The organism is Streptomyces sp. S186, from assembly GCF_051603415.1.
In the GTDB taxonomy this organism is placed as follows: Bacteria; Actinomycetota; Actinomycetes; order Streptomycetales; family Streptomycetaceae; genus Streptomyces.
In genome coordinates this window covers 21790-47422 of record NZ_CP193932.1, presented here as the reverse complement: position 1 = coordinate 47422, position 25633 = coordinate 21790, and the positions used below count along the sequence as shown (strand labels likewise).

Below are 25633 nucleotides of genomic sequence, written 5' to 3'. Positions count from 1 at the left end.
GTCCTGCCTACCGGACGGCGCATGGCGGGAGGGCACCGATTCCCACCGGTGCTCTCCCGCCATCGTTTCAGATCAGATTCATCGTGTGCGGCTACGAGCTCTTGTGTTCATTGCCGTTCTGCATAACACTCTCGATGCACAGAAACGCTCACCATTGAACATGTCCGAGCTTGGGCGGCGACCGGTCGAGTCGAGGAGAGCACTCATGACGCACTTCAGCCGACGTAGATTCATGAGCGCGGCCATGGTGGGAGCCGCGTCCCTGGGCGTCCCCCTGGCCAACTGCCGTACGGCCCTCGCCCAGGCCGGCAACCCGCGGGGACTCACCCTCCGCGGTAATGAATTCCTGCTGGACGGCAAGCCGTTCCGCATCCTCTCGGGCGCTTTCCACTACTTCAGAACGCACCCCAAGGACTGGCGTGACCGGCTGATACGGATGCGGGCCATGGGCCTGAACACGGTGGAGACCTACGTCGCCTGGAATTTCCACCAACCGTACGAGAAGCAGGCGGACTTCACCGGCTGGCGCGATGTCGCCGCATTTGTACGGACCGCGGACGAGGTCGGACTGAAGGTGATCGTGCGACCGGGACCGTACATCTGCGCCGAATGGGACTTCGGTGGTCTGCCCGCCTGGCTCCTGAAGGACAAGGACGCGCCGCTGCGCCGTTCCGACCCCGCATACGAGCCAGCGGTCGACGCCTGGTTCGCTGAACTGCTGCCCCGACTCGTCGATCTGCAGGCCACGCGCGGCGGGCCCATCATCGCCATGCAGGTCGAGAACGAGTACGGCAGCTACGGCAACGACCACGCGTACCTGGAACACCTGAGGGACACCATGCGGGCGCAGGGCATAGACAGCCTGCTGTTCTGTTCCAACGGTGCCACTCCACAAGCGTTGAAGGACGGCAGTCTCCCCGACCTCCTGTCCACCGTCAACTTCGCCGGGGACCCCACCGACTCCTTCGCCGAGCTGCGCAAATTCCAGCCGGACAAGCCGCTGTTCTGCACCGAGTTCTGGGACGGCTGGTTCGACCACTGGGGAGAGCGCCACCACACCACCGACCCGGCGCAGACCGCCGCCGACGTGGAGAAGATCCTCGAAGCAGGCGCTTCGATCAACCTCTATATGGCGGTGGGCGGAACGAACTTCGGCTGGTCCGCCGGCGCCAATCTCAGTGGCAACGCTTATCAGCCCACCGTCACCAGCTACGACTACGACGCTCCGATCAGCGAATCCGGCGAACTCACCGAGAAGTTCCACAAGGTGCGCGAGGTGCTCGCCAAATACACCACACTGCCGAACATTCCACCGCCGGCCACGCCACGCCGAATGCCGCCCCAGAGGGTCGTTGTCCGTGAGTCGGTGCCGTTGATGGATGCCCTCGACGTGCTGAGCGACACCCCGGTGCGGCGCACCAGCCCCGTCCCCATGGAAGCCCTCGGGCAGCCGCACGGACTGATTCACTACCGCACTCGGATGCGCGGGCCGCACGGGACCAGGGACCTGCGGATCACCGGACTGGGCGACCGTGCGCTGGTGTTCGCCGACGGCAAGCGGATCGGTACCTTCGACCGCAACCAGCCAGACCACTCGGTCGCCCTCACCGTCGCCGGCGCGTCCAGCATCCTCGACCTCCTGGTGGATCCCGCCGGGCGGGTCAACTTCGGCCAGGGCCTCAACGACCCCAAGGGAATCAGCGGAACGGTACTCCTCGACAACGAAGAACTGCATGACTGGGAGATCCGCCGACTGCCCCTGGGCGATCTCTCGGCTCTGAAATTCACCAGCGGAGACACCCCGACCGGCCCCGCGTTCCACCGGGCCCGGCTTCACGTCGACGTCCCCGCAGACGGCTTCCTGGCCTTCCCGGGCTGGGACAAGGGAATGGTCTGGCTCAACGGATTCGCGCTCGGCCGCTACTGGTCCCTGGGGCCCCAGGTGACGCTGTACGCGCCGAGCCACCTGTGGCGCAAGGGACGGAACGAGCTCGTCGTACTGGAGATGGAGCGTGCGGGGGAGCAGATCGAAGTACGCTCCGCACCCGACGTCGGCTAGCAGACACCCCCACTCGCATACGGCCATGGAATCCCGACCGGGGGAAATGGCGGGGCGCTGGCGTGATGGGCCTACGGGGCGCACGTCGCGCACACTGCACCGGCGGGAACGGTCCGTCCCATTGCCGTCCGCCTACGTTACCGAACGTTAATCTCGTCGTTGATCAACACATGACGAAACCTCGCACTGTTCTTGCAGCTGTTGCCCTCGCCGTGTCCGCCACAGCACTTATCACGCCGATTGCCAACGCTGCCCCTGCGCCCGGGGCGGGTGCAGCAGCCGACGCAGAACCGCAGATGTGCCCCTCCTGGTCGCAGGCGGGATGCACCGTGGCGACAACTTTCGGCAATGCGCTGCACACCATCCGGGACCTCTACGATGGCTCAAGCTATTCCGAGACGGACGACTCGGCCTGAACGACTGGAAGCCTCAGAGCCCACATAGGGCGCCGTTCGTCATGCCGTAACAGTCGACGTCGAGGGTGCAATCCCCGGCGGCGGCGCCCTGGTCGTGGGTGCCGTAGCTGGTGTCGTCACCTGCGGCAACCTCATCGAGATCGTGCACAGCGAGTAGGACGTGGCCCGGACGTCCATGTCTGGCGGCTTGGCCGATGCACGCGCGACCAGGTCGACGCAGGCGCCACCAGCCTGCCATCGCGGCTAGCCTGGCGGTATGGAAGCAATCCTGGTCAGCGCGTGCCTGCGTGGGGTGCCGTGCCGGTTCGACGGGCGTCACAAGGCGTCGCCGGAGATGGCGGCGGCGGTGGCTGGTCGCGAAGTCGTCTCCTTCTGCCCGGAGGTCGCCGGCGGACTCACGACACCGCGACGGCCTGCTGAACTGGTGGGCGGCGACGGACACGACGTCCTCGACGGGACGGCGCAGGTCGTTGAGGACACCGGGCGTGACGTGACGGCACAGTTCGTGGACGGAGCGCAACGCGCACTGGCGGCGGCGCGGAACGCCGGCTGCACCGAGGCCCTGCTGATGCCACGCAGCCCCTCGTGCGGACGCGGCGCGGTCTACGACGGCTCGTTCGCCGGCGAGCTGGTGCCGGGAGACGGGGTGACCGCGGCGCTGCTCGAGCGGAACGGCATCGCCGTGCGGCCCGCACCCGGAGTATGAGGATGCGCTGCGGACGCCACTGCGGCATCCCGCGCCCGTGACCCGGTGACCGCCGAGTACGTGCGGAGTACGTGACGAGTACGACGTGCGGGCGAAGCGTCCCCGATGGTCGACGGCCCGCTGGAGCAGCGCCGGCCAGGCACGGGGGAGGGGCTGCGGCGAGCGGGCCGGGTGTTGTGGGGTTCGCACAGTTGCGCCTTGCCAGGTCTGACGGTGGCCTCACCGCCGTGGCCATGTGCCTGCGCAACCATGAGCGGGTGCGACTTGATCCTGCGGACCCCGCCTTCTCCTACGACCCCTATCCGTACTACGGGCGACTTCGCGGCCAGGGGCCGGCTGCTCGGGTCGAGTTGGCGAACGGCACGCACGCCTGGCTGGTCACCGGCTACGAGCACAGCCGCGCGGTGCTCGCCGACCCGCGCTTCTCGAACGTGCCGCCGCAACGCGCCGGCCGCCCCAAGCCAAGCTCCCCGGCACAACGCGCCCGAGCCTGCCTGGCGCAGCACATGCTCAACACCGACGCTCCCGACCACACCCGGCTGCGCCGCCTGACGGCCGCCGCCTTCGCACCACCTCGCGTCAACGCCCTGCGGCCGAGGATTGAGCAGCTGGCAGCCGGACTGGTGACGGAGCTGACCGGTCGGCTGGCTGCCGGCGAGACTGTCGACCTGGTCGACGGCTTCGCCTTTCCGCTGCCGATCCTGGTGATCAGCGAGGTGTTGGGGGTGCCGGAAGCCGACCGTGAGGGGCTTCGGGAGTGGACCTACCGCGTCGGCTCGCCCGCCGACGCGCTGCCGCAGGGCGCCGTGGAGGAGGCATGGATTCGGCTGCACACGTATGTCACCTCACTGATCGCCGAGAAGCGGCAGATGCCGGGCGACGACGTTTTCAGCGCGCTGGTCCACAACTCGGCCGAAGACGGTCTGGACGACGGCGAGTTGCTCGCCATGGCCTTCCTCCTGCTCTTCGCGGGCTACGAGACGACGATGAACCTTCTCGCCTCAGCCTCGCTGCGGCTGCTCACACACCCCGGCGAACTGATGGCCGCTCGACGTGATCCCGATGCCCGCTGGGCCGCGGTGGTGGAGGAGACGCTGCGGTACGACAGCCCGCTCGAGGGGGCAACCTGGCGGCGCGCCGCCGAGACGGTGGATCTCGGCGGCGGCGTCCAGGTGCCGGCCGGAGACTCCGTTCTGGTCGTACTGGCGGCAGCGAACAGGGACCCCGCACACTTCCCGGACCCCGACGAGTTCCGGCCGGCGCGCCATCTCGCCGCGGCCGACGGCAAACGAGCCGCTCCGCACGCCGCCTTCGGTCATGGACCGCACTTCTGCGTCGGGTCACGACTGGCCCGAATGGAGGCGGCGATCGCGCTCCCCCTGCTCTTCGACGCGCTTCCCGACCTCCGTCTCGCTGCCGACCCGCAGGACCTGCCGTACCGCCCGGGCCTGCTCGTCCGCGGGCCTCGTCGCCTTCCGGTCACCACCCAGGCAACGTGAGGGCCGGCCGATCCACCTGGCTCTTGTGCCAGGCTGCGTCAGAGTCGAAATGTCGTGGATAACCGCTCAGCGAGATCATCTTCCGTCATCGTGGTGTCGACCTGAATGGCAGGCAGTTGGAGACGCTCGGTTTCCTCCTTGAGGTGTGCAGTGAACATGCGATCACGTTCGGCGAGATTTCGACTGGATCGCGCCGGATTGCTGGTCTTCCATACGAAACCTTCCCCCGGTACCGACCGGCTCCGGATTGCTGCCTGGCGGAAGTCGGGTGTGGGAAGTAGCCAGACAGCGCGCTCAGGGGCGGCAAGCAGAGGCTTCACGAGGTGTGGGAGCAGCCGGAATCCCTCGACGACGACGCGGGGGTCCCCAGGCAGGCGAAGGAGATCTTCGACGATCAGACCGAAGCCCTCACCTCGAAACCAGTGAAAGGTCTCAAGCATGGTCCGCGGCGACCGGTCGACCCACCGCTGGTCCATGTCCATGGCGATGAACCGGTGTAGCAAGGGGGCCTGCTCGGGGGTGGTCCGCCCGGCATGATCCCGCATCATGTCGTCGGTCGCGTAGAGGTGCCAACCGTGGCGGGCGGCGAGCCGGCGGGCGACCGTCGACTTGCCGGCTCCGCTCCCACCCTTGGGTCATCGGCGGACGTTCGAAGATTGTGCTCTGTCGAACGGTAGGGGGCCTTTTCGGTTACATGTTCCACAGGATGGACGTGGGAACCGGAGGTGCTGTCCAGATCGTCGGTGGGTTCCAGGCGCCGGTGTCGAGGAACTGCTCGATGGTGGTCAGCCAGGGCTTGTAGTCAATTCCTCGCTTTTCCAGCCAGTCGTCGTTGTAGTACGTGTCGGCGTAGCGCTCGCCCGGGTCGCACAGCATAGTGACCACGGTTCCGGTCTCTCCGCGCTGGCGCATGCCGTGCAGGATTTTCATCGCGCCGTACAGGCCGGTTCCGGTGGAGGCGCCAGGGGGCGACATGAGTCGGTCGGCGGCGACTCGCATGGTGGCGATCGAGGCCGGGTCGGGGACCTGAATCATGCGGTTGACCAGGGGAAACAGGAAGGACGGTTCCACCTTGGGGCGACCGATGCCCTCGATGCGCGAGCCAATGGCGATGGCGTTTCGATCGTTGTCCCGCCAGCCGGGGAAGAAGGCGGAGTTTTCAGGGTCGGTGACGCAGATGCGGACCTTGTGGTTGGTGTACCGGGCATAGCGGGCCATGGATGTCACGGTCCCGCCGGTGCCGGCGCCCATGACGAACCAGTCCGGGTCCACCGCGTCGATCACCTCGGCTGCGATGCCGTGATGGCCGCGCCAGTCGTAGGCACGCTCGGCGTAGGTGAACTGGTCCATGAAATGGCCGTTCTGCTTCTGCGCGATCGCCCGGGCCTCGGCGGAGATCTTTGCTCCGGGTGCCTCGTGGAATTCGCCTCCCAGGGCGCTGATCGCCTGTTTCTTCTTCTCGGCCGTTCCCTTGGGTACGACCGCGATGAAGCGCATACGCAGTTCGCGGCAGAACCATGCCTCGGAGATTGCGGTGGATCCGCTCGACGCTTCCACGACGGGACCGTCGCTGCGCAGCCACCCATTGGCGAAGGCGTTGAGGAAGAGTGCCTCGGCGAGCCGGTGTTTGTGGCTCTGGGAAGGATGGTCGGTTTCGTTCTTGACATACAGCTTCAGGCCGACCATCTGGCGCGGAAGCTCAATCTCGATCAGCGGCGTAGGGGCGTGGGGCATCCGCCGGATCTTGTCGATCTGGCCGTTCACCCACGCCCGTTCGTCCCGATAGTGCGGGTTTTCCAGGTCATCCGAACCGAGGTCTGGGAATTCCGCGTCGGAAGCCATACGGGGCTGGTCCGGCGTGGCAGTGCCGATGGTGGCCTCGGTCTCGTAGGGGAGTACTTCCCGTTCTTGCACGCTTTCCTGCACGCTCAATCGAACCTCACATGACATCTCGTCAGGCGGCGACGGTGCACCTGCGGTGTGCAGCATCAACGTTGGGCGGCAGCAACCTGAGGGTGTGCCGCTCCGCTACATGAAGCCAGGTCGGCAAAGCAACACTGATGAGTGGTATTCAGGACGCAAAGAAATTAAACCCATCAGCCAGTAATCCGGTGCATTTGCCTCAGGGGCGGCCTTGGGAGCCGGCCTTGGGTGTCTTGGGTGTTCGTCGGCCTGTTAGGCCACCTGCGTGGTTTGTCCAATGAAGAGGGTGGTTGGAATCCGTTTCACGCACCGCCCCACCACCCGACCTCCTCGTCATGCACCCGACCTTCCAAGCATGGTTGGTCAACCGCACCGCGCACTCGAAGCGTGGTGCGAAGGCCGGCACCCGCCTCCTCCCGTCGACCAGCCTCCCGTAGGCATCTGCCGGCGCAGAGCATTCATTCGGAGTGAGGCGGTAGTCCGTTGACTTCAACTCAGGAGAGGTAGTGGAGCGAGGTGGAGCCGCGTGGTGGTGAACGGCTGGGCGCTAATGGTTGGGCCGAGTTCGGCCCGTTTTCCTGATCGGCTGCATGGACAGACCGTGCCCGCGTGCCAGACCAACCGGCCTGTGCCGGTCACTGCTTTGAAGGTTTCTCTTCAGAAAGCGGACAGTGTCACGGGAAAGTCTCCACCGAAGGTTCAACGATAGCGTTGAAGGCATGGCTACTGACATCAAGGAAACCGTCCATGCCGTCGATGCCGGCGCCATCATGAGCTTGTTCCCGGCGCGGCCGCGGTTGCTCGCCCTGGGCGAGCCGACGCACGGCGAGGACACACTGCTCGACCTCCGCAATGAGCTCTTCCGGCAGCTCGTCGAGGAGGAGGGCTACCGGACGATCGCGATCGAGAGCGACTGCATGAGGGGTCTGGTCGTGGACGACTACGTCACCTCGGGCACAGGCACGCTCGACGAGGTCATGGAGGAAGGATTCAGTCATGGTTGGGGCGCCTTCACCGGTAACCGCGAGCTCGTGCGCTGGATGCGCGCCTACAACGACGGCCGGCCCGCGCCCGAGCAGGTCCGCTTCGCCGGATTCGACGGCCCGCTGGAGATCACCGGCGCTGACAGCCCCCGACAGGCACTGACCGCACTCCACGGATACCTCGCAGCCTGGGTGGACGCGGACTTGCTCCCCTGCACCGCGGACACACTCGACCGCCTGCTCGGCTCCGACGACCGGTGGACCAATCCCGCCGCGATGATGGATCCGGCGGAGTCCGTGGGGCAGTCGACCGAAGCCAGGCGGCTGCGATTGCTCGCCGACGAACTGGTGGCGGTGCTCGATGCGCAGACGCCGTATCTGCTCGCGGCGACCTCGCAGGGCGATTTGGACCGGGCGCGCCTGTACGGGCGCACCGCCACCGGCCTGCTGCGCTACCACTACTCGATGGCTGACACCTCACCGGCCCGTATGACGCGGCTGTGCGCACTGCGGGATTTGATGATGGCCCACAATCTCCTTGCCCTCGCCGCCAGGGGCCCGGCGCTCCTCTACGCCCACAACTCCCACTTCCAACGGGAGAAGAGCACCATGCAGATGTGGCAGGGGTCGGTGCAGTGGTGGAGCGCCGGTGCGCTGGTGAGCACCCAGCTCGGCGAGGGGTACGGCTTTGTGGCCACGGGTCTGGGCACGCTCCGGCACCAGGGAGTGGACACGCCGGCGCCGGACACCGTCGAGGGACTTCTGTACGCGCAGCCGGAGGACCGTTGCGTAATCGACGCACCGCGGCTGGCCACCGCCCTTAGCGACACGCGGCCTGCGCGGCGCCTGTCTCCCTGGTTCGGCTACGCCCCGCTCGACCCGGCACACCTGTCTGGATACGACGGGATCGTGTTCGTCAAGGACGTCCCACAGAAGTAGGAAGTGTTGGAGATGCGGTCGTAGCGGCTGCGGTCAGGCCGCCGCGCGACCGCCCGAGACCGTAGTTGTGCGGATCGGCCGCAAGGGGCCCGGATCGCGAGCCCCGACCGTGCCCACTGTTCGCCCGTCAAGTCGCCACGAGCACAACGAGATCGTGCCACGGCGTCGCCCGGTGCTTCACACGGCCCTGCCTGGATCGCGCAGGAGAAGCGGGACCACGACGAGGAGATTTTACCGATCGGTCGACCAGTAGTGAGCGATCGCGTCGTAACGTCATGGTGTCCCTTGATCACGATTGCGGGTGTCTCGGGCGGCTCATTCAGCTCTCCGGTCAGGCAGCCCGTCAGGAGGCATGCCATGAATGTTGTCGACATAGCGAGTACGGCCGCGGAACTGCCCGATGCCTGGACCTCGGTCCTGCTCGGTCAGATCGGGCGCACCGGAGTGAAGGTACTGCGGATGGACGGACGCGCCTTGGAACCTGAATCCCATGACACAGCGGAAGCATTGCTGGTCATCGACGGGACACTGCAGTTGGTGGTCGACGATATCGACGTCGCCGTGCGCGCGGGGGAGATATACATCGTCGAGGCGGGAGTAGAGCATGCCGTGCGGCCCGGCAGCAGAGGCACGCTGGTCATCATCGAACGCATTTCTAACGCGTCCTAGCGCTACGGACTTTGGCCGTCAGAGAGACTGTGCTCGAAGTCCCTGTTGGGCGTGGGGAGTTGGTCGTACCTCGTGGTACGCCGGGCGGACGATAAGGGATCGCCTCTGGTCATGGTGCGGGCAGGGTTGCGTGAAGTGGGGTGTCGCCGGCCGTTCCGGATATGGATGCGGGGGTGTTGGGGGTGAGGGTGTTCCATGTGAGGTCGATGGTGATGTCGGAGGCAGCGCTGGTGCCTGGGCCGGTGCCTGGGACGGCGGCGTAGCCTGGGCCGAGGTCGGTGTCGGGGGTGATGTTCAGGTGTGCGGTGACGGTGCCGTTGGTCTGGTCCCATGTGGCGGTGCCGTTGACGGTGGCGTCGGTCACCCAGCGTACGTCGGTGAGGGTGAGGTGTGCTTGGGGAGCGCCGGTGACGGTCCAGGCGCCGCCGCGCAGTCCGGTGTCGTGGCCGTGGGTCAGATAGCCGCTGCGGGCGAGTGCGTCGCTGAGTGCCGATGCGCCGACGGCGGCCGCGCGTAGTGCTGTAGGACGTGCCTGGTTGCCGGGTGCGGGGGTGGCGGGGGCGGTGTCGGTGAGGTGGGTGGGGTAGTCGGCGAGGGTGGGGATGGCGGGGGTGTGCCGGGTGCAGGAGGTGTCCAGGTGATGCAGAGCGGTGGCGGGGGCGCGCAGGAACTGGCGGTACAGGGACTGTCCGCACGCTTCCGGGCCAGGCCGGGTAGCGTCGGGCATGGCGGTGATGTGGGTGAGGTTGGGGACGGTGATGAAGCGGGCGGAGGGCCCGAGTTGGGCCGCGACGCGTCGTCCGCCGATGGCGGGGGTGAGCGAGTCGAGGTCGCCACCGAGGACGAGAGCAGGCAGGGTGGCCGGCACCAGGGGAGGGCGGGTCGCGATGGGGGTGTGTGAGCGTTGTGGAGCGGGCCAGTCGAGGCAGCCGTCGTAGGTGTTGGTGTAAGCGTTGACGGTCGTCCATTCGACGGCGGTGAAGGGGGCGAAGGTGGCGGCGGGCTGGGCAGCGATCCGGCCCCGGAGCCTGCGGGCGCGTTCGGCGCTCGGGCTGGTCATGGCGAACAGCTGCGGGTAGTCGGTGCAGGCCACGGCGAAGTACAAGGCACTGGAGAAGTCGGGGGGCGGGAGGTTGGTGCCGTCGTGGGCGGTGGTCTGTTCGGCCAGGCGGAGCAGTGGGACGCTGTCGCCCCTGGTGAGCAGTGCCTGGGCGGCGGCTTGCAGGCTCCGGTAGATCCCGGGGTCAACTCCCGCGTCGTTGACAAGGTCTACCAGGGTGGTCACGGTGACCGTCACGGCGATGGGCTCGCCGTCCGGGCCGGTGGTGGTGCCGGCCAGTGGTGCGGTACGCAGGCGGGATGCCAGTGCGGAGATGAGGGTCCACGCGTCGGTGGAGGGGTGGGCGGCGGCGCACTGCGGTGAGCGTCGGCAGACGAGGGCGAACGCGGCGCGGGCGGTGGTGGCGCTGCTGGTGTACCAGGGGTCCAGGCCAAGGACTTCGTAGGTGGCGTCCAGCGTGAGTGACCGGAGTAGGGAGGGGTGGCGTGCGGCGAAGACCTGGGCGAACCAGCCGCCGTAGGAGTCGCCGTACAGGTCGACGCCGGAAAGGCCGAGCTGTGTGAGGACATCGGCGAGGTCCTGGGCGGCGTCGACGGTTCCGAAAAGCTCGGAGGCGTGGATCCAGCTGCCGTCGGTGCGGTGCCAGGTGTGATCGAGTCGGTTGCCGCAGGCACCGACGGTCCGGGCGAAGTCGGGCCCTGAGGGGTGGCCCGCGTAGTGTTCCAGGTCAGGGCAGGTGAGGGCCTGTGAGCGGCCCGTGCCGCGCAGGTCGAACAGCAGCAGGTTCCGGCTGGCGCGGAGTGGTCCGAGCATCTTCAGGTAGGCATCACGGGAGTGGTGCGTCGCCCAGCCGGGTCCGCCGTCGACGACGACCACGGTGCCCTGGGGCCGTCCGGTGGCCGGTACCCATGCGAAGCCGATGCCGAGGGTCGGGCTGTCGGGATCCCTGCGGTCCAATGGGAGTGCGGTGGTTCCGCACCAGCCGGTCGGGCGCTGCATGCACGGGCTGAGCTGGAGGGAACCGAGCCGGAGCGCGGGTCTGGCCCCAATGGCGGCGGTACGAGTGGCCGGAGTGAACATCGCCGTGAGGATCAGGGCCGCCAGGATCGCGACGGCAAAGAGACCGCGGTGGGTGGCTGCCCGGTGGACGGCGGTGGAGCGCGGGCAGGGACGGGGGTCGGGAGCATCGGGAGCACCGGTCATGTCGATCCTCTGCGGCGGCGGCCTCGGTGCGGCACGAGTCGATGCTGCGCGCGCTGCCGGCTCGTGGAGCACGTTTTCTGCTCATCTATGCCCGAGGAGGCACCAACAACTCGCATTCGCTGGGGGGTTCATCCGGAGTGGGTGGGGCTGCGGCGGCATGTCCGGCCGCCTGAGTTGCCCTGGCGTGATGGTGGTGGTGCTCGCCCAGCGGTGCTCGCCAGTGGTGATTGCCAGTGGTGCGCGAAAGACCCGACGAGATGCCGTTCCCCAATTTCGCTCGGGTACAGTCGGTTTGGAGGGGGGGTCTTCCCTAGGACGCTTCCGGTACGACTTCCGGTATTTCCGGCACGGTGGGCATTCCCTTCTTCAACGTTACGCCGAGAGCCGGGAGTTGATGGAGAGGGTGTGCCGTTGACGGCGATACATGTGACGACGTGGGACGAGACCGGGGGCGAAGGCGTACCTGCGATCTTCGTCCACAACATCTTTACCTGGGGCACCGATGACACCTACGGATTCGGGGCACAGCGGCCGCTGGCTGACCGTTACCGCATGCTCCTGATGGACCGCCGCGGCTACGGTCGGAGCCCCGACACTGAGCGGAGCGACTTCGAGACGGATGCCGAAGACGTTCTCGGTCTGCTCGGCGAACTGCGTGACGCCTCCGGCGATCACAGTGGTGGTGCGCATCTGGTCGGGCACGGGTACGGCGGGGTCGCCGTGATGCTCGCCGCCGCACAACGGCCGGATATGGTCAGGTCACTGACGTTGATTCAGCCATCGGTCTACGATGCGGCTGCCGAGGACCCCGCTGTCGCGGCGTTGCTGCGCCGTGTGCGGGACGTGGCGCCCGGTGTGCCCCTGTCCATGACAGCGGCGGAGTTCCTGCGTGCCTCAACCGAGGGGATCGGGCTGCCTGTGCCGGAGGCATCCCCGCAGCGGTTGCGGGCGGTCGCTGCGTCGATGCGTGAACGGCCTGTCTGGGAGGCTCGGGTGCCCCTGGAGCCCCTGCGGGCGGCGCCTTGGCCGACGTTGGTGATCTGCGGCACCTGGGAGGACGCCCCCGAGCTGTACCGCACGTATGTTGGGGAAGCGCAAATCGCTTGCGCGGAGGCCGTCGCAGACGCGGTCGGGGCTCGCATGCTGCGCGTTCCGGGCTTCTATCCGCACACTCAGCAGCCCGTGGCAGTCAACGCGGCCCTGCGGGAGTTGTGGGGGTAGGGGAGCTACAGTGCTTGCCACCTCAAGGGCGACGGTGATGCGTTGAGCGAGTGGGTTCCGGTGGGGGTGGTGGGCGCGGGTTTCGTCATGCCTGGGAAGGTCAGTGGCTGTCAGTGACTTCTCGAACGTCAAGGCGCGCGGTGCTGCGTGGTTCTCGGTCCGATCAAAGGTGCCTTGGATTGCTTTGGATTGGACCTAAGGTCTCGCAGGCGATGGCGGCGCAGAGGGGGCTGACCCCTCTGCACCGCCGTTCCTACGCCAGTGACAACTTCCACGTCACGCTGATCACCAGTCCCGAGACGACCACCAGGAAGACCTTGCGGACGAAGGTGGAGCCACGCTTCATGGCCAGGGAGGCGCCGAGGATGCCGCCCACGAGGTTGCACACGGCCATGGCCGTACCGAGTCCCCACAGCACCTTGCCGGCGGGGATGAAGAAGACCAGCGCCCCGAGGTTGGCGGCGATGTTGACCACCTTGGCGACGGCGGAGGCGCGCAGGAAGGCGTAGCCGATGACTCCGACGAGGAGGAACACCAGGAAGGAGCCGGTGCCGGGCGGGCCGAGGCCGTCCCAGAAACCGATGGCCGCGCCGCCCACCGCCATGGCGACCAGCTCGCCGCGGCGGCCGAAGCGGCGGTCCTCATCCACGCCGAACTCCGGTTTGCGCCAGGTGTACAGACCCACGATCACCAGGGCGCACAGCACCACGGTGTTCAGGACCGACTTGGGCAGGGCGGAGGCGACCGCCGCCCCGGCGACGGAGGCCGGAAAGGTCGTGGCGGCCATCTGCCCCACGGCCTTCCAGTCGAGGGGCGTCTTGCGGGCGAAGGTGACTGCTGCTGCGGAGGTGCCCACCAGACCCACCATTTTGCTCGTGGCCAGCGAATGGACCACCGCGCCACCGGGGTTGACGAGGAGCATCGCAGGCAACTGCAGCAGTCCGCCGCCCCCGACTATGGCGTCGACCGCGCCCGCGAGAACGGCCGTCACACAGAGGAACACCAGGGCTGCGAGGGCGACGCCACCGAATCCCGGCCAGTCGAGCGGCGTCCACAGGTCCACGTGAGTCATCGTTCCCCGGCCAGGGAGGGCTGGCGGTCGGCTGCCTGGTGCAGGCGCCGTACCGCGTCGCGGACGACCGCTTCGTCCACGCCGAGACGGGTGACGATCCGGACCTGGGTGTCTGTCCAGCGGGCAACCCTGACGCCGGCTTCCGCGGCGGCGGAGACGAATGCGGTGGAGGTGAGGCCGGCGCCGGAGACATCCGCGATGACCATGTTGGTCTCGGGCTCCGGAGCGGTGAACGCCGGGTGCTCGGTGAGGAGCTCGCGCAGCAGCCGGGCGTTGGCGTGGTCCTCGGCGAGTCGGTCGATGTTGTGCTCCAGGGCATACAGCGCGGCGGCCGCCATGAACCCTGACTGGTGCAGGCCGCCGCCGTACCACAGGCGGTAGACGGAGGCCCGCTCGATCAGTTCGGCCGGACCGGCGAGGACGCTGCCGAAGGGCGCGCCGAGGGCCTTGGCGAACGAGACCGCGACGGTGTCGACGGTGGCGGCGTACTCGGCGAATGAGGCGCCCGTGGCGACGCTCGCGTTGGGCAGCCGGGCGCCGTCCATGTGCGTCGGCAGGCCCTTGGCGAGCGAGGCCACGCGCAGGTCGGCCAGGTCCGCGACCGAAATCGCCCTGCCGCCAAAGTAGTTGACGGTGTTCTCGACCCACACCAGGGACGGGGCGGAGGTGAGTCGGGCACGCCGCTTGCGGTCCACGGCCGCGTCCAGGAGACGGGGCGTGAGGATGCCGTCCGGGCTGTCCACCGGGTTGAGTACCACGCCGCACAGGTCGGCGGTGGCGGCGCTCTCGAAGAAGTTGATGTGGTACTTCGCGTCGGTGATGACTTCGCTGCCGCGGTCCGTGTGCACCCGGATCGCCAGCTGGTTGCTCAGGGTGCCACTGGCCGTGAAGAGTGCCGCCTCCTTGCCGAGGAGCTCGGCACACCGGCGTTCGAGGCGTTGGGTGGTGGGGTCTCCGCCGTACAGGTCGTCCCCCACCTCGGCGTCGGCCATGAAGCGGCGCATCTGCGGAGTGATGGCGCTTAGCGTGTCGCTGCGCAGGTCGATCGGTGCCAGCACGGTGTCCCCTCGTTGCTCGGTCCATACGCGGGCAGAAGCGCTCGCGTCATTGCGGAGGACGCTAGCGATCAACTCCGAGAATGGAAAGAGTATTTCGTATGATGGACTCTCTGGGGTGCGCCGCACCGCATCGCCTCAACGCAGCCTCACCAACGTGGCTCCACACCACAGCTCCACCCAACGCCCAACGCAGCACCCCTCGACGCCGCGCCGCCGACCTCGCCCTCACCCTCGCCGAAATGGGTGGGAGAGTGCCGTGCTGGTCCTTCGGGCGGTGTGCGGGGTGCCCGGGTTGTCGCGCCGGTGGGGGAGTAGGTTCGTGGCCATGCGAGCAGTTGTGATCGACGGTAGGGGCGCGTTCGGCCTTGAGCGGCGTGCTGATCCGGTGGTTGGGCCTGGCATGGTGGCGGTGCGGGTTCGCGCCGCGGGCCTCAATGCGGCCGATCTGCAACAGGCCAGGGGTGAGTATCCGGCGCCGCCGGGCTGGCCGGCTGACATTCCCGGGTTGGAGATCGCCGGTGAGGCCGAGCAGGTCGGTGCGGGGGTGGCGGGAGTGGGCATCGGTGACCGGGTGATGGCGCTCGTCGGGGGTGGTGGCCATGCCGAGCGGATCGTGGTGCCTGCTGACTTGCTGCTGGCGGTGCCTGAGGGGTTGTCCTGGGAAGAGGCGGCTGGTTTCCCGGAGGCGTTCAGTACCGCTTGGGACGCACTGGTGGTCCAAGCCGGGGTGCGTGCGGGAGAACGGGTCTTGGTGACTGGGGCTGCGGGTGGGGTGGGCACGGCCATGGTGCAGGTGGCCGCTGCCTGCGGCGCTCATGTCGTGGCGAGTGTGCGCCGGAGCGAGCTGCATGACCGAGTGCGGGAACTTGCTCCTCTCGGCAGCAGGGTGGAGGTGGTGGTCCCGGATGAGGAGGGCGGAGGGGCGCCGTATGACGTCGTTGCCGAGTTGGTCGGAGGGGAGGACTGCCTGCGGCGGGTTGAACTGTTGCGTGCTCGGGGGAGGATCCTCGTTGTGGGGGTCCAGGGCGGGGCGGTGGCGCCGTTGCGGATGTTCGACTTGATGCTTGCGCGCGCCCAGTTGATCGGTACCACCATTCGGGGCCGCTCGCATGCGGAGAAGTCGCTCCTCGCGGCGACGGTGCGCACATGCGTCGTGCCGCTGCTGACTGAGGGGCGGCTGCGGGTACCGGTCGACGCGGCCTTCGAGCTGGAGCGCTACTCCGATGCCTACGCGCGGCTGGCCGGACGGGGGAAGTTCGGCAAGGTCGTCATGCTGCTGTGACGGCGCTGCGCCAGGCGGTTGGCGGGCTCGGCTCTACGGTGAGCCGAGCCCAGCCGAACTTCTGCGCGGCGCGGGCGGAGGTGGATGAGGCGGTGGGAGCGACGTTCAACCGCCTTGGCTGGTGGTCTGGCGGCGGTCAAACGCGAGATGGTGAGAACGAGAAGTCGGTTTTGGCCGCTGCCAGTTCGAAACCGGCGCTCAGGCGAGTCCGGAATCCGCGAAAGGCAGCAGCCGACCGTTGGTCAGGACATTGGCGAAGTGAGCGTCGAAGTGGACCAGTCCGTGCGAGCTCATAGACTCGGTCCCTCGCGTCAGCGTCAGGGCTTCCTCCACCCACACGTACGGTCGGCCCTCCGTGCCCCTGGGTGCAGCGGTCAGGTGGTTGTGCAGCCAGTCGCCGAGCGTCTGTGGGACGTGGCCAAGAAGAGCACCAGCTGGAGGAGGACCGGCTCAGGGCTTGCAGGCGCTCGCGCACGGTCGATGAGCCTGTTCAGCGTGCGATCGTGCCGTCGACGCCCCAAACTCGTCGGCGAGCCCTCGGGAGGGGAGGGTAGTTGGGCAGGACACGCCAGTGATACATCAGCGGAAAGCCCTCGTATGCGTTCCCGAGGAGTAAGTTGGCGGTCATGATGTGCACGGCCAGCCCTCGCCACGCACCGAACCCGGTTGAGCCCACCTCGTACAGGTAGAACGTCGGCAATCCGAAGAGATGCGCCGTCGACCGCACGTTCTCTGGCGGGCAACTCGGTGTCCGTCAGGGGACCCGCTTGACGCATACCCGCGTGCTGTCGAGGTCCAGCTCCGCCGACCTGCCGCCGATTCCGGACCCCAGCGGGGCTGCGGTGGTCGCGACCTCGCCGAGTCGACGGTCGCTGAGTGTCGTCCGGGCCGGTGGTCCGGGCCGGCGTTGGTCACAGGCGGGCCAGGTCTTCTGGGGTGAGTGTGATGTCGGCGGCGGCCGCGGAGGCGCGGATGGTCTCCGGTCGGCTGGAGCCGGGGATCACGATAGTCGTCGGGGACTGGTGCAAGTGCCAGGCCAGGCAGATCTGTTGCGGGCTCACGCCCTTTTCTGCGGCGAGTTCATGGAAGCCCGCGAACTCGGGCGGTGTGCCGACGCCGAGGTCCGAGGGGCCGTCCAAGGAGCTGCGGGAGATGCCGCCGAGCGGGCTCCAGGGCAGGAAGGCCATGCCGAGTTCCGCGCAAAGAAGCAGCTCCGGCTCGCTGTCGCGGACCGCGGGCGAGAACTCGTTCTGCACCGAGACCAGGTCGTCGCCCAGGATCGCGTGGGCCTGGCGGATCTGGTCCACAGTCACGTTGGAGAGGCCGGCCTTGCAGATCTTGCCCTCGCTGACCAACTCGGCCAGCGCGCCGACGGAGTCGGTGAACGGCACCGCGGGGTCGGGCTTGTGCAGCTGGTAGAGGCCGATGGCGTCGGTGCCCAGGCGCTTGAGCGAGTCCTCGCAGGCCCGCTTGAGGTGCTCGGGGGTACCGGTGACGGTCCAGGAGCCGTCGCCGGGGCGACCGCGACCGCCCTTGGTGGCAACCAGGATGCCGGAGGTGTCCTGGCCGTAGGCGGCCAGGGCGCGGGCTATGAGGAGCTCGTTGTGGCCCCTCTCATTGGCGTGCCAGTGGTAGGAGTCCGCGGTGTCGATGAGGGTGATGCCCGCATCCAGGGCTGCGTGGATGGTGGCGATGGCGCGGGCCTCGTCGGGTCGGTTTTCGATCGACAGTGGCATGGCGCCCAGGCCGACGGCGCTGACTTGGATGTCGCCGAGGTTGCGGTAGTGCATGTGCGTACTCCGAAGGCTCATACGAGGCAGCGGCGACCGCAATCGGCCGCGGCCGCCGGTGTGCGAGAAACGGAACCGTATCCCGGGAAACGCACAGTTCACGCATAGTGAGACGCAGGTCACCGCCGCAGGCGAGCTCAGGTGCCAGCCTCTTGCCGCGGAGGTGATGCCGCGTTGGATTTCCGTGGACGGCGCGGGCGCCAGGCTCGCGGTCCCGGGCTGCTCTCCCGTTTCTGCATCGCCGGAGTTCCGGCGCAGCGTTGCGGTGGCGATGTCCAGGAAGTCCGCTACGGGGCCTGGGCGGTTGGTCTCCGGTACCGCCAGGCAGGTCTCGACGGGCAGGGTGTCGGTGACGGTCAGGTAGACGAGGTCAGGGCGGGAGTACGACTCCGCGACGCTGACGGGTGCGAGCGCGATGCCCTGGCCGGAGGCGATGAGCTCGAACTTCTCCTCTGGCCGATGGGACGGTGCGCAGGCCCGAGTCGTCGAAGGGGTGCCGGAGGTATCCCACGTGCGCGCAGCCATCGCGGAGCGGTGCATCCCGCTCCCACCAGCGCAGCGGAAGGACATCGATCGCGACCTTTGGGTGGCTCGCGGTGAGCGTCCGGATCGCGTTCGGCACGTGCAGGCCGGGCGAGAAGGCGACGGCGAGTCGTTGCTCGCCTCGCTGGGCGTCGTGGACGCGACGCGGCGCCTCGTTCGCGACCGAGAGATCTTTGACCTCTCGCCATAAATCCGCCCTACAAAGGGAGATAGCTCGAAAACGCTGTGCGTGGTCCGCGCGAACAGCGTGGGATCACATAGACGACACCCGCGAGACCGCCATCATCGTCGGGGTTTCACGGGTCCTGGGGTTGGGGCTTGCCGCCGAGTACCTCCGTCGTGGCTGGGACGTCATCGGCACGGTCCGTGGCAGTCGGCGCACCGGCCTGCACGACCTGGCCGACGTATCCGGAGTGCGGCTGACCATCGAATCGTTCGAGATGACGGAGCCGGAGCAGATCTCGGCACTGCGCGATCGACTGGCGCGGCGCACTCTCGACCTGCTCTTCGTCAACGCCGCCATCACACGCGGCGATATCCCGATCGGGAAGTTCCGACCGACATGTTCGCCGAAGTCGTGATCACCAACGTCCTCAGCCCGATGCGCGTCGTGGAGACCCTCCGCCTGCTGGTCGCGCCGGCCGGGACCATCGGCGTCATGTCTTCCGACCAGGGAAGCGTCGCCTTGAATACTGATGTCGGGCATGACCTTTACCGGGCCAGCAAGTCCGTTTCCTTGACTACCAGGGCAGGTCGTGCCCTGGTAGTAGACCCAGGGCCCGCTGCGGGCGCATCTCACGCCGCTGCGTTCTGGTGCCCGTCCCGCGGCAGTGTGAGCGTGGTGGCTGCCGTCAGTACGAGTCCGGCGGCTGCGATCAGCATGCTCCAGCGCATGCCGGTCAGGAAGGTGTCCGCTCCGGCCAGGAGTGCTCCGAAGACGGCCACTGCGATGGCTCCGCCGACTTGGCGGCCGGTGTTGAGGAGGGCGGATGCGGTGCCTGCCCGATCGGCGGGGACGGTGTCGAGGAGCATGGCGGTCAGTGCGGGTACGGTCAGTGCTCCGCCGAGGCCGACCGGCACCATCAGTGCCGCCACTGTCCATACGTCGGTGCGCGGGCCGACGGTCAGCAGCGCCAACAGACCTGCCGCGCCGACGAGTTGCCCGGCGACCATGGGTACGCGTGGGCCGAACAGTGCGGCCAGTTTCGCCGAGACCAGGTTCACCACGGCCACCAGTGCGGTCATCGGGATGAACAGCACGCCCGCGTGGAGGGCGGACTGGCCGCGTTCCTGTTGCAGATAGAGGCTGAAGACGAACACTCCGCCGTAGTAGGCGGCGTTGAGCATGAAGCCGATTATCAGGGACACCGCCACCACGCGTGAGCGGAACAGCTGCAGTGGGAGCATCGGGTGCGCGCCCTTGGCCTGTGCGGTCAGGAAGGCGGCTGCCGCGGCGAGGGCCACCAGCAGGGAGGCGATCACCAGCGGTTGGTCGAAGCCCTTGTCGCCGCCCTCGATCACGCCGTAGGTCAGTGCGCCCATGGTGATCATTGCCGTCACCTGCCCGGTCACGTCCAGGCGCGCCGGCAGGCGTGGCGAGGCCGGTATCCGGGTCAGCAGGGCGAGTGCCAGGACGCCGGCGGGGAGGTTGACGAAGAAGATCCACTGCCAGCCCACGGTCGCGGTGAGTGCGCCGCCGAGGACGGGTCCGGCGGCCACTGCGACGGCTCCGCCGACGGTCCAGACGGCGATGGCCCGGGCTCGTTTGGCCTGGTCGGGGAAGCCTTGGCGGACCAGTGCCAGGGACGCCGGCATCATCACGGCCGCCGCGGCCCCTTGGACCAGCCGTGCGGCTACCAGGATGCCGAGGTTGGGGGCGAGTCCGCATGCGGCTGAGGCCAGTGCGAAGAGGACGAGGCCGCCGCCGTATGCCTGGCGGGCTCCGATGCGGTCGGAGAGGGCGCCGGCGGAGAGCATCAGGGCGGCGAAGAGCAGGGTGTATCCGTCCACGACCCACTGCAGGCCCGACATGCCGCCACCGAGGCTGCGGCCGATGTCGGGCAGTGCGACGGTGACGATCAACGCGTCCAGCGAGATGAGGAAGAAGCCCAGCAGGGCGGCACCGAGCACGATGGGGGAACCACGCCGGGTGGCTGCCTCCGGCGCATGGGCCCCGGCGCTGGAGCCAGGGGAGGAGTTGGAGGACTGGGAGGACTTGAGTGGGGGTTTCATGAGGGCACTCCTGGGGGCGTCTTGAAGGTGTGCAATCGAATCGTGTGCGATCGACGGGGAGGCCAGGGGCTCCGTGCCGCCGGGCCAGTTGGTAGCGGGAGCGCCCTGGCGTGGTGAAGCGGGCGGCTGCCGGGCGACGAAGGCTCCGCCGCCTGGCCTGGCGGGGTATGTGTCTGTCAGCCGGCTGCCTGGGCGGGCAGGTCCTTGTTCCCCGCGCCCCAGGCAGCCGTCACCACTACCGAGGTGACGAGGCTACCGAGGTGAGGTGACGAGGTGATCAGCCGAACGGCCCGGGGCGCACGGGAACGGGTTCTGTCTGTGCTGCCAGATCCCGCGCCGCCCTGGACCGCTGGTCCGTCACTGCGTGTCGAAGTCCGTTCCGCGGGAGACCTTCTCCCACACGGCGAGTTCGGCCCGTACCGAGTCCAGGTGCCCGACGAGGAAGTCCACCGCGTCGCCGCCCAGGGCGAGCCGCAGCGGGGTGTTCTCGGCGTCCAGGGCCAGTCGGATCGCCGCCGCGGCCTTCACCGGGTCCCCGGGCTGAGTTCCGGCGCCGTCCTGCACCAGCTTCCGGGTGGCGCCGACCTTCTCCGCGTACGCCGGGTGCTCCTGGGAGAAGTGGGCCGCGCCCTTGCCGAACAGGTTGGTGCGGAACGCGCCGGGCTCCACGATCAGCACCTTGATGCCGAACGGCGCCACTTCGTCGGCCAGCCCCTCCGACAGCTGCTCCAGGGCTGCTTTGGTCGCGCTGTATGCGGAGAACCCGGCGAAGGACAGCTGTCCGCCGAAACTGCTGATGTTCACGATCGATCCGCTGCCCCGTTCCCGCATCTGCGGCAGCAGCGCCCGGGTCAGCCGCGCCGGGCCGAACACGTGCAACTCGAACAGGTCGCGCAGCTCCTGGTCGGTGGTCTCCTCGAACGCCCCGACCTGCGTGCGCCCGGCGTTGTTCACCAGCACGTCCACCCGGCCGTAGCGAGCCAGGACGTCGGCGGCCACCGCGTCGATCCGCTCGCCGTCGGTGACGTCCAGGCCGATCGCCTCCACCCGGTCGGGGTGCGCGGCGACCAGGTCGGCCAGTGCCTCGGTCCGTCGGGCCGTGCCGATCACCGTGTCACCGGCGGCGATCGCGGCCTCGGCGATGGCCCGCCCGAAGCCGCTGCTCGCGCCGGTGACCAGCCAGACCTTGCCGTTCTCGGTCATCTCTTCTTCTCCTCGTCAACTTCTTCAACTTCTGTTCGGGACTTGCCCGCTGGCAGGTGCCATCTTTCGCCGGGATCCGGGACCACGTCCAAGACTTGTTGTGATAGCCATGAGTTATGGATGTCCATGGGCGCGATCTGCGCTACTTCGCCGCAGTCGCCGAGGAGTTGAACTTCACACGGGCCGCCGAGCGGCTGTTCGTCTCTCAACCCGCGCTCAGCAAGCAGATACGGATGCTGGAGAAGCAGGTCGGCGCGGGTCTGTTCCATCGGGACCGGCGGGCGGTGCGGCTGACCGCGGTCGGGGAGGCCCTGCTGCCGCACGCCCGTGGGATGCTGGCCGCATGGGCGGCTGCCGAGGCGGCGGTGGAGGAGGCGAGGGCCGCCGAGCTGCACACCCTGGTGATCGGCATGTCCACCAGCCCGGGCCGCGGGCTGCTGCCCGCCTTGCGAACCCGGCTGGTCTCCGGGTACCCGCATGCGCGGCCCGTCCTGCGGCAGGTCAACTGGGCTGATGCCAGTGCCGGGTTGGCGGACGGGACCAGCGATGTCGCCTTCGTCTGGCTGCCGCTGCCGGACGGCGACCGCTACCAGTATGCGGTGGTGGCCCAGGAGCCGCGCCTTGTGGCACTGCCGCAGGGACACCCCTTGGCGGCGCGGGCCGCAGCCGACAGCGAGGGGGCGGTGGACTTCGTCGATCTCCTGGACGAGCCGTTTCTCGCCCTCCCCTCCGCGGCCGGCCCGCTGCGGGACTACTGGCTGGCCCTCGACGCCCGGGACGGTCGTGCGCCGCGGATAGGCGGGGTGGTGGGCAGCGCCGAGGAGACGCACGAGGCGGTCGCCAACGGCCAGGGCGTTGCACTACTGGCCACCGGCAACGCCCCGTTGGTCGTCCGGGACGAGGTGATCGCCGTGCCGGTCCGGGGCATCTCTCCGTCCCGTCTGGCGGTAGCCGCCCGCCGGGACGACGAACGGCCCCTGGTACTGGCCTACTTGGCCGCGGCGGCGAAGGTGGGCGCAGGCGCTTACTGAACCGAGCCGAGCCGTGACTCTTCGCGCGGTCGTTCCGTGACACTCGCGCGCACGTTCCGTGTCTGGTGCGCGGCTCGGACTGTCGAGTACCCGTTGTCGCCCGTCGTCCCTTGCCGGCCGCTGTGGTGCCGCCCGACCGCCGGTGGGTTGCCGCGGGCGGGTGTTGGCCCGGTTGTCTCAGCAGTTCGCGCTGTAGCGGATGCACCCGGGTGGTGGGGCATGGCGGTGGTCCCACTGGTGCTGAGCGACCATGAGGACCCCGCCGGCCAGGAGAGCCACCAGCAGCTGCGCGATCGCCGTCCAGCGGGCACGGAATATTGCTGCGAGAGCTGCCAGGGCGAGTACGGCGATCAGCAGCACCCACACCCGCTCGACGTGCGCGAGGTCGGCGGCGTCGATCCGCTCTTCGTCGCCCTGCGCTGCCCATACGTCCAGGCCGAGGCCGAACATCCAGTCCAGTACGAGCCACGCGGTCTCCAGGAGGAACGAGGGGATCGCGAAGGCGAGGTCCACGCCCCGGCGGGTTCGGCGCGACCAGGGGCGCCAGTGCTTCGGCGCTGGAAGGGCGTTCGTCATGACTGCAGGGTGGCGAGCCTGGTGGTGGTGCGCATGAGTACGTGTACTCAACTCTGGGCCCTGTTGCCGGCCGGCCACTGCCCTGGCCGCGCCGCGGGCCGGTCGGCTCGGCTAGGCGGCGCGCCGGTGCCTGGACTGCCGTCTGCCGCCTGTCGGCGGGCTGCGGGTTGTGGCCGGTGCCGCCAGCGCGGTGCTGTGTCGCGACTGGCTTCGGGGCCCGGCCTCTTTGCTTCGTGACCGCGGGCTTCGTCCGCCAAGACGCCGGACGCCGGCCGCCGTGCAGGCGTCGTCCCTTCCCGTCCGCGCAGCACTGTCCTGTCGGGTAGGTGGATCTCGCATGTGAGGCGCCACCGCTTCTTGCGGGGCAGCAGGCGCAGTTCGGCCAACTCCTCGTGATCCGGCGTGAGTACGGCGAGGCGGCGCCGTCTTTTCGGACGACCACGGCCAGCGGTGACGCGGAGGCAGGGTCGGCTGCGAGGTTGAAGCGCGGCTTGTGCCCGTGGCGGAGGGCATGGCCGTCGGGGACGCCGCCTACGCCGCGGAGTACGGGTCATGGTTGTCGTGGAGGGTTCGTTCGTTTGCTCCGCTGGGCGGCGGATGGTGAGCGACTCACCGATCTGCCGCAGGATGCCGGTGTACCGCGGCAGATCCCAGGTCGCCGGGCGCCGGATTGAAGCCGAGGGCGGGGAAGTCCCGCGTGGTCATGAAGTCCCCTGTCGAAGGTCAAAGGTACGAACGGTCCGGGTGAATGTGGGTTGTGCGGCGCTACTTGGCGTTCTTCGCGAAGGCGTCGTGCAGCGCGTGCTCCACCGATGCGTAGTTCTGCCTGACCTGTTTGAGCTTGTCCTCGATGGCTTGCGTGCCGTCGGCGATCTTCTTGATCGCGTTGTCCCAGCTGTCGTGGAACTCGTCGCAGGCGTTGTCCAGGGCCTCCGCCCCCATCGACGTCGGGCCGGTGTCCTTCAGCGCGTCCAGTGCCTTGCGCATGTTGTCCTGGCTGTCGTGCAGATCCTTCAGCAGGCGTCCGAGACCTTCCGCGGCGGCGGCCGCAGGGCGCCGGCGTCGAGCGATTCGTGCATGCGCGGTATCCGGTGCCCCGAGGCGCGCCACCGAGGGCCGCTCCTGGCGCCTGTCGGTCGACGGTGACGGCGCACGGATCACCCGTCTCCCCACGCCCGGTACGGTGCCCGCCACCGCTGCCGGCGACGTCCCGGACGCGGCCGGCGCCTCCCTCCAGGACGCGGCCGGTGAGCTGGTCCTGGCCCTGTACGGCCGTATTCCGGTGGACTCTCTGAAGCTCGACGGCGACCCAGGTCCCTTCGCTCTGCTGCAGGCATGGGAGCCGGGGGAGTAGGACGCCGGGTTTCCGGGAGCGGCCGGCGCCCCGCCTGTGCCCTCCGAGCTGTCGCTGGGGTGCTGCGGGCCGCCCGCCTGGTCATGATGAGGAACGGGACGTCCCGTCAGGGGCAGGGGGATGGGCACAGGCCCTCGACAGTCGATCGGTGATTGCGCCGTGGGCGTCGATGTCCTCGCTGAGCACCAGTCCCAGCAGCCCGAACATCCGCCGCTGGGCGGCGTCGAGCTGACGCAGCGGCACCTCGAAGAGGTCCGAGACGGCCAACGCGCCCTCGCGCAGCCGTTCCACCAGGGTGTCGAGGGTCCTGAGGGCCGGTGCCGCAGCCGCGCGGCGGCCACCCGGCTGGCCGGCGGAAGGTTTCCGCAGCGGCGCAGTACCTCGCCGATGTCGCCGGGCCGGGTTCCGCTCGCGGAGGCGACGAACAGCCGTGCCGCCTCCTGGGGCGCAAGGATGTCGAGGGTCAGTGGTCGGGCGTCGTCCAGGTGCAGCGTCCTGTGGTGGTTGGTGATCAGGGTGAAGCTCCGGCCGGCGTCGGGGAGCAGGCCGCCTACGTGGTCGGCGTCGGCGGCGTTGTCCAGCACGATGATCGCGCGCCGTGTGGTGAGCTCGGACCGCCACAGCGCGGCGCGTTCGGCGACGTGCTCGGGGATCCTGTCGGGTGGGAGCTCGAGTGCGGTCAGCAGGTGCGCTGCGTGTAGGGCCAGCGCGGACTTGCCCACCCCGCCCCACGACTACGGGCACGGCCGCCGTGATGCACGCACGCGCCGGCCCTTCAGGTCCATGGCACGGGCCGTTCCGGTGCCCGGGAAGG

General features: G+C 68.5%; 23 protein-coding genes. 11 read left to right on the top strand and 12 right to left on the bottom strand.

What is annotated here, in order from left to right; all coding sequences use genetic code 11:
• Positions 1-205: 205 nt before the first annotated feature.
• Positions 206-2059, top strand: a complete 1854-nt coding sequence (locus ACRAS8_RS00210) for a glycoside hydrolase family 35 protein (protein ID WP_438483616.1) — start codon at positions 206-208, stop codon at positions 2057-2059.
• Positions 2060-2488: 429 nt separating this feature from the next.
• Here the strand turns inward: ACRAS8_RS00210 and ACRAS8_RS00205 are convergent, their stop codons facing one another.
• Positions 2489-2623 carry a hypothetical protein gene (locus tag ACRAS8_RS00205; protein WP_438483614.1) on the bottom strand — a complete coding sequence of 45 codons (135 nt, stop codon included), beginning with the start codon at positions 2621-2623 and terminating at the stop codon, positions 2489-2491.
• Between the two features lie 108 nt (positions 2624-2731).
• Between ACRAS8_RS00205 and ACRAS8_RS00200 the strand changes: the two genes are divergently transcribed.
• Together ACRAS8_RS00200 and ACRAS8_RS00195 are read left to right on the top strand one after the other, a co-directional pair.
• Positions 2732-3181: a DUF523 domain-containing protein gene (locus ACRAS8_RS00200; protein ID WP_438483612.1), complete on the top strand. Its 450-nt coding sequence runs from the start codon at positions 2732-2734 to the stop codon at positions 3179-3181.
• 257 nt (positions 3182-3438) lie between these two features.
• Entirely contained in the window at positions 3439-4680 is a 1242-nt protein-coding gene (locus ACRAS8_RS00195) for a cytochrome P450 family protein (RefSeq protein WP_438483610.1), read from the top strand.
• 38 nt (positions 4681-4718) lie between these two features.
• Here the strand turns inward: ACRAS8_RS00195 and ACRAS8_RS00190 are convergent, their stop codons facing one another.
• Positions 4719-5162, bottom strand: a complete 444-nt coding sequence (locus tag ACRAS8_RS00190) for a hypothetical protein (RefSeq protein ID WP_438483608.1) — start codon at positions 5160-5162, stop codon at positions 4719-4721.
• Between the two features lie 208 nt (positions 5163-5370).
• A complete protein-coding gene (locus ACRAS8_RS00185) occupies positions 5371-6669 on the bottom strand; it encodes a PLP-dependent cysteine synthase family protein (protein WP_438483606.1) in 1299 nt (432 codons plus the stop codon).
• 653 nt (positions 6670-7322) lie between these two features.
• Here ACRAS8_RS00185 and ACRAS8_RS00180 point away from each other — a divergent pair.
• On the top strand, positions 7323-8525 hold the full coding sequence (locus ACRAS8_RS00180) for an erythromycin esterase family protein (protein ID WP_438483604.1): 1203 nt from the start codon (positions 7323-7325) through the stop codon (positions 8523-8525).
• Between the two features lie 357 nt (positions 8526-8882).
• Positions 8883-9194 carry a cupin domain-containing protein gene (locus ACRAS8_RS00175; RefSeq protein ID WP_438483602.1) on the top strand — a complete coding sequence of 104 codons (312 nt, stop codon included), beginning with the start codon at positions 8883-8885 and terminating at the stop codon, positions 9192-9194.
• A gap of 109 nt (positions 9195-9303) precedes the next feature.
• Here the strand turns inward: ACRAS8_RS00175 and ACRAS8_RS00170 are convergent, their stop codons facing one another.
• Positions 9304-11457, bottom strand: coding sequence for an alpha/beta hydrolase (locus ACRAS8_RS00170; protein ID WP_438483600.1), 2154 nt, complete (start codon positions 11455-11457; stop codon positions 9304-9306).
• 411 nt (positions 11458-11868) lie between these two features.
• Between ACRAS8_RS00170 and ACRAS8_RS00165 the strand changes: the two genes are divergently transcribed.
• Entirely contained in the window at positions 11869-12678 is an 810-nt protein-coding gene (locus ACRAS8_RS00165; protein WP_438490298.1) for an alpha/beta fold hydrolase, read from the top strand.
• A 253-nt stretch (positions 12679-12931) separates the two neighbouring features.
• Here ACRAS8_RS00165 and ACRAS8_RS00160 read toward each other — a convergent pair whose 3' ends face one another.
• Positions 12932-13750, bottom strand: coding sequence for a TSUP family transporter (locus ACRAS8_RS00160; RefSeq protein WP_438483598.1), 819 nt, complete (start codon positions 13748-13750; stop codon positions 12932-12934).
• Complete coding sequence (locus tag ACRAS8_RS00155; protein ID WP_438483596.1) at positions 13747-14808, bottom strand: threonine aldolase family protein; 1062 nt, start codon at positions 14806-14808, stop codon at positions 13747-13749. The genes ACRAS8_RS00160 and ACRAS8_RS00155 overlap by 4 nt, the downstream gene beginning before the upstream one ends.
• Before the next feature lie 325 nt (positions 14809-15133).
• Here ACRAS8_RS00155 and ACRAS8_RS00150 point away from each other — a divergent pair, with 325 nt between their 5' ends.
• Complete coding sequence (locus ACRAS8_RS00150) at positions 15134-16090, top strand: alcohol dehydrogenase catalytic domain-containing protein (protein WP_438483594.1); 957 nt, start codon at positions 15134-15136, stop codon at positions 16088-16090.
• Positions 16091-17001: 911 nt separating this feature from the next.
• Here the strand turns inward: ACRAS8_RS00150 and ACRAS8_RS00145 are convergent.
• Positions 17002-17880 (bottom strand): aldo/keto reductase, encoded by an 879-nt coding sequence (locus ACRAS8_RS00145; RefSeq protein WP_438490297.1) that lies wholly within the window; start codon positions 17878-17880, stop codon positions 17002-17004.
• A gap of 854 nt (positions 17881-18734) precedes the next feature.
• Here ACRAS8_RS00145 and ACRAS8_RS00140 point away from each other — a divergent pair.
• Positions 18735-19004, top strand: a complete 270-nt coding sequence (locus ACRAS8_RS00140) for a hypothetical protein (RefSeq protein ID WP_438483592.1) — start codon at positions 18735-18737, stop codon at positions 19002-19004.
• 214 nt (positions 19005-19218) lie between these two features.
• Here the strand turns inward: ACRAS8_RS00140 and ACRAS8_RS00135 are convergent, their stop codons facing one another.
• Together ACRAS8_RS00135 and ACRAS8_RS00130 are read right to left on the bottom strand one after the other, a co-directional pair.
• Positions 19219-20655, bottom strand: a complete 1437-nt coding sequence (locus tag ACRAS8_RS00135) for an MFS transporter (protein ID WP_438483590.1) — start codon at positions 20653-20655, stop codon at positions 19219-19221.
• Positions 20656-21012: 357 nt separating this feature from the next.
• Positions 21013-21858 (bottom strand): oxidoreductase, encoded by an 846-nt coding sequence (locus ACRAS8_RS00130; protein WP_438483588.1) that lies wholly within the window; start codon positions 21856-21858, stop codon positions 21013-21015.
• A 116-nt stretch (positions 21859-21974) separates the two neighbouring features.
• Here ACRAS8_RS00130 and ACRAS8_RS00125 point away from each other — a divergent pair, with 116 nt between their 5' ends.
• Positions 21975-22889 (top strand): LysR family transcriptional regulator, encoded by a 915-nt coding sequence (locus tag ACRAS8_RS00125; protein ID WP_438483586.1) that lies wholly within the window; start codon positions 21975-21977, stop codon positions 22887-22889.
• A gap of 177 nt (positions 22890-23066) precedes the next feature.
• On the opposite strand, the gene ACRAS8_RS00120 is transcribed toward ACRAS8_RS00125, so the two are convergent.
• On the bottom strand, positions 23067-23465 hold the full coding sequence (locus ACRAS8_RS00120; protein ID WP_438483584.1) for a DUF6234 family protein: 399 nt from the start codon (positions 23463-23465) through the stop codon (positions 23067-23069).
• Positions 23466-24230: 765 nt separating this feature from the next.
• Positions 24231-24575, bottom strand: coding sequence for a hypothetical protein (locus ACRAS8_RS00115; protein WP_438483582.1), 345 nt, complete (start codon positions 24573-24575; stop codon positions 24231-24233).
• A gap of 73 nt (positions 24576-24648) precedes the next feature.
• On the opposite strand from ACRAS8_RS00115, the gene ACRAS8_RS00110 reads away from it, so the two are divergent.
• Positions 24649-24819 (top strand): hypothetical protein, encoded by a 171-nt coding sequence (locus ACRAS8_RS00110; protein ID WP_438483580.1) that lies wholly within the window; start codon positions 24649-24651, stop codon positions 24817-24819.
• A gap of 81 nt (positions 24820-24900) precedes the next feature.
• Here the strand turns inward: ACRAS8_RS00110 and ACRAS8_RS00105 are convergent, their stop codons facing one another.
• Complete coding sequence (locus ACRAS8_RS00105) at positions 24901-25110, bottom strand: hypothetical protein (RefSeq protein WP_438483578.1); 210 nt, start codon at positions 25108-25110, stop codon at positions 24901-24903.
• Between the two features lie 26 nt (positions 25111-25136).
• Here ACRAS8_RS00105 and ACRAS8_RS00100 point away from each other — a divergent pair, with 26 nt between their 5' ends.
• Positions 25137-25520 (top strand): hypothetical protein, encoded by a 384-nt coding sequence (locus tag ACRAS8_RS00100; RefSeq protein WP_438483576.1) that lies wholly within the window; start codon positions 25137-25139, stop codon positions 25518-25520.
• Positions 25521-25633: the final 113 nt, after the last annotated feature.

What these genes read in the sequence shown, in the direction of transcription:
- ACRAS8_RS00210 (WP_438483616.1), top strand. Translation starts at nt 206, where the DNA reads ATGACGCACTTCAGCCGACGTAGATTCATGAGCGCGGCCATGGTGGGA.
- ACRAS8_RS00200 (WP_438483612.1), top strand. Translation starts at nt 2,732, where the DNA reads ATGGAAGCAATCCTGGTCAGCGCGTGCCTGCGTGGGGTGCCGTGCCGG.
- ACRAS8_RS00190 (WP_438483608.1), bottom strand. Translation starts at nt 5,162, where the DNA reads ATGGACATGGACCAGCGGTGGGTCGACCGGTCGCCGCGGACCATGCTT.
- ACRAS8_RS00185 (WP_438483606.1), bottom strand. Translation starts at nt 6,669, where the DNA reads ATGCTGCACACCGCAGGTGCACCGTCGCCGCCTGACGAGATGTCATGT.
- ACRAS8_RS00180 (WP_438483604.1), top strand. Translation starts at nt 7,323, where the DNA reads ATGGCTACTGACATCAAGGAAACCGTCCATGCCGTCGATGCCGGCGCC.
- ACRAS8_RS00175 (WP_438483602.1), top strand. Translation starts at nt 8,883, where the DNA reads ATGAATGTTGTCGACATAGCGAGTACGGCCGCGGAACTGCCCGATGCC.
- ACRAS8_RS00170 (WP_438483600.1), bottom strand. Translation starts at nt 11,457, where the DNA reads ATGACCGGTGCTCCCGATGCTCCCGACCCCCGTCCCTGCCCGCGCTCC.
- ACRAS8_RS00160 (WP_438483598.1), bottom strand. Translation starts at nt 13,750, where the DNA reads ATGACTCACGTGGACCTGTGGACGCCGCTCGACTGGCCGGGATTCGGT.
- ACRAS8_RS00150 (WP_438483594.1), top strand. Translation starts at nt 15,134, where the DNA reads ATGCGAGCAGTTGTGATCGACGGTAGGGGCGCGTTCGGCCTTGAGCGG.
- ACRAS8_RS00145 (WP_438490297.1), bottom strand. Translation starts at nt 17,880, where the DNA reads ATGCACTACCGCAACCTCGGCGACATCCAAGTCAGCGCCGTCGGCCTG.
- ACRAS8_RS00135 (WP_438483590.1), bottom strand. Translation starts at nt 20,655, where the DNA reads ATGAAACCCCCACTCAAGTCCTCCCAGTCCTCCAACTCCTCCCCTGGC.
- ACRAS8_RS00130 (WP_438483588.1), bottom strand. Translation starts at nt 21,858, where the DNA reads ATGACCGAGAACGGCAAGGTCTGGCTGGTCACCGGCGCGAGCAGCGGC.
- ACRAS8_RS00125 (WP_438483586.1), top strand. Translation starts at nt 21,975, where the DNA reads ATGGATGTCCATGGGCGCGATCTGCGCTACTTCGCCGCAGTCGCCGAG.
- ACRAS8_RS00120 (WP_438483584.1), bottom strand. Translation starts at nt 23,465, where the DNA reads ATGACGAACGCCCTTCCAGCGCCGAAGCACTGGCGCCCCTGGTCGCGC.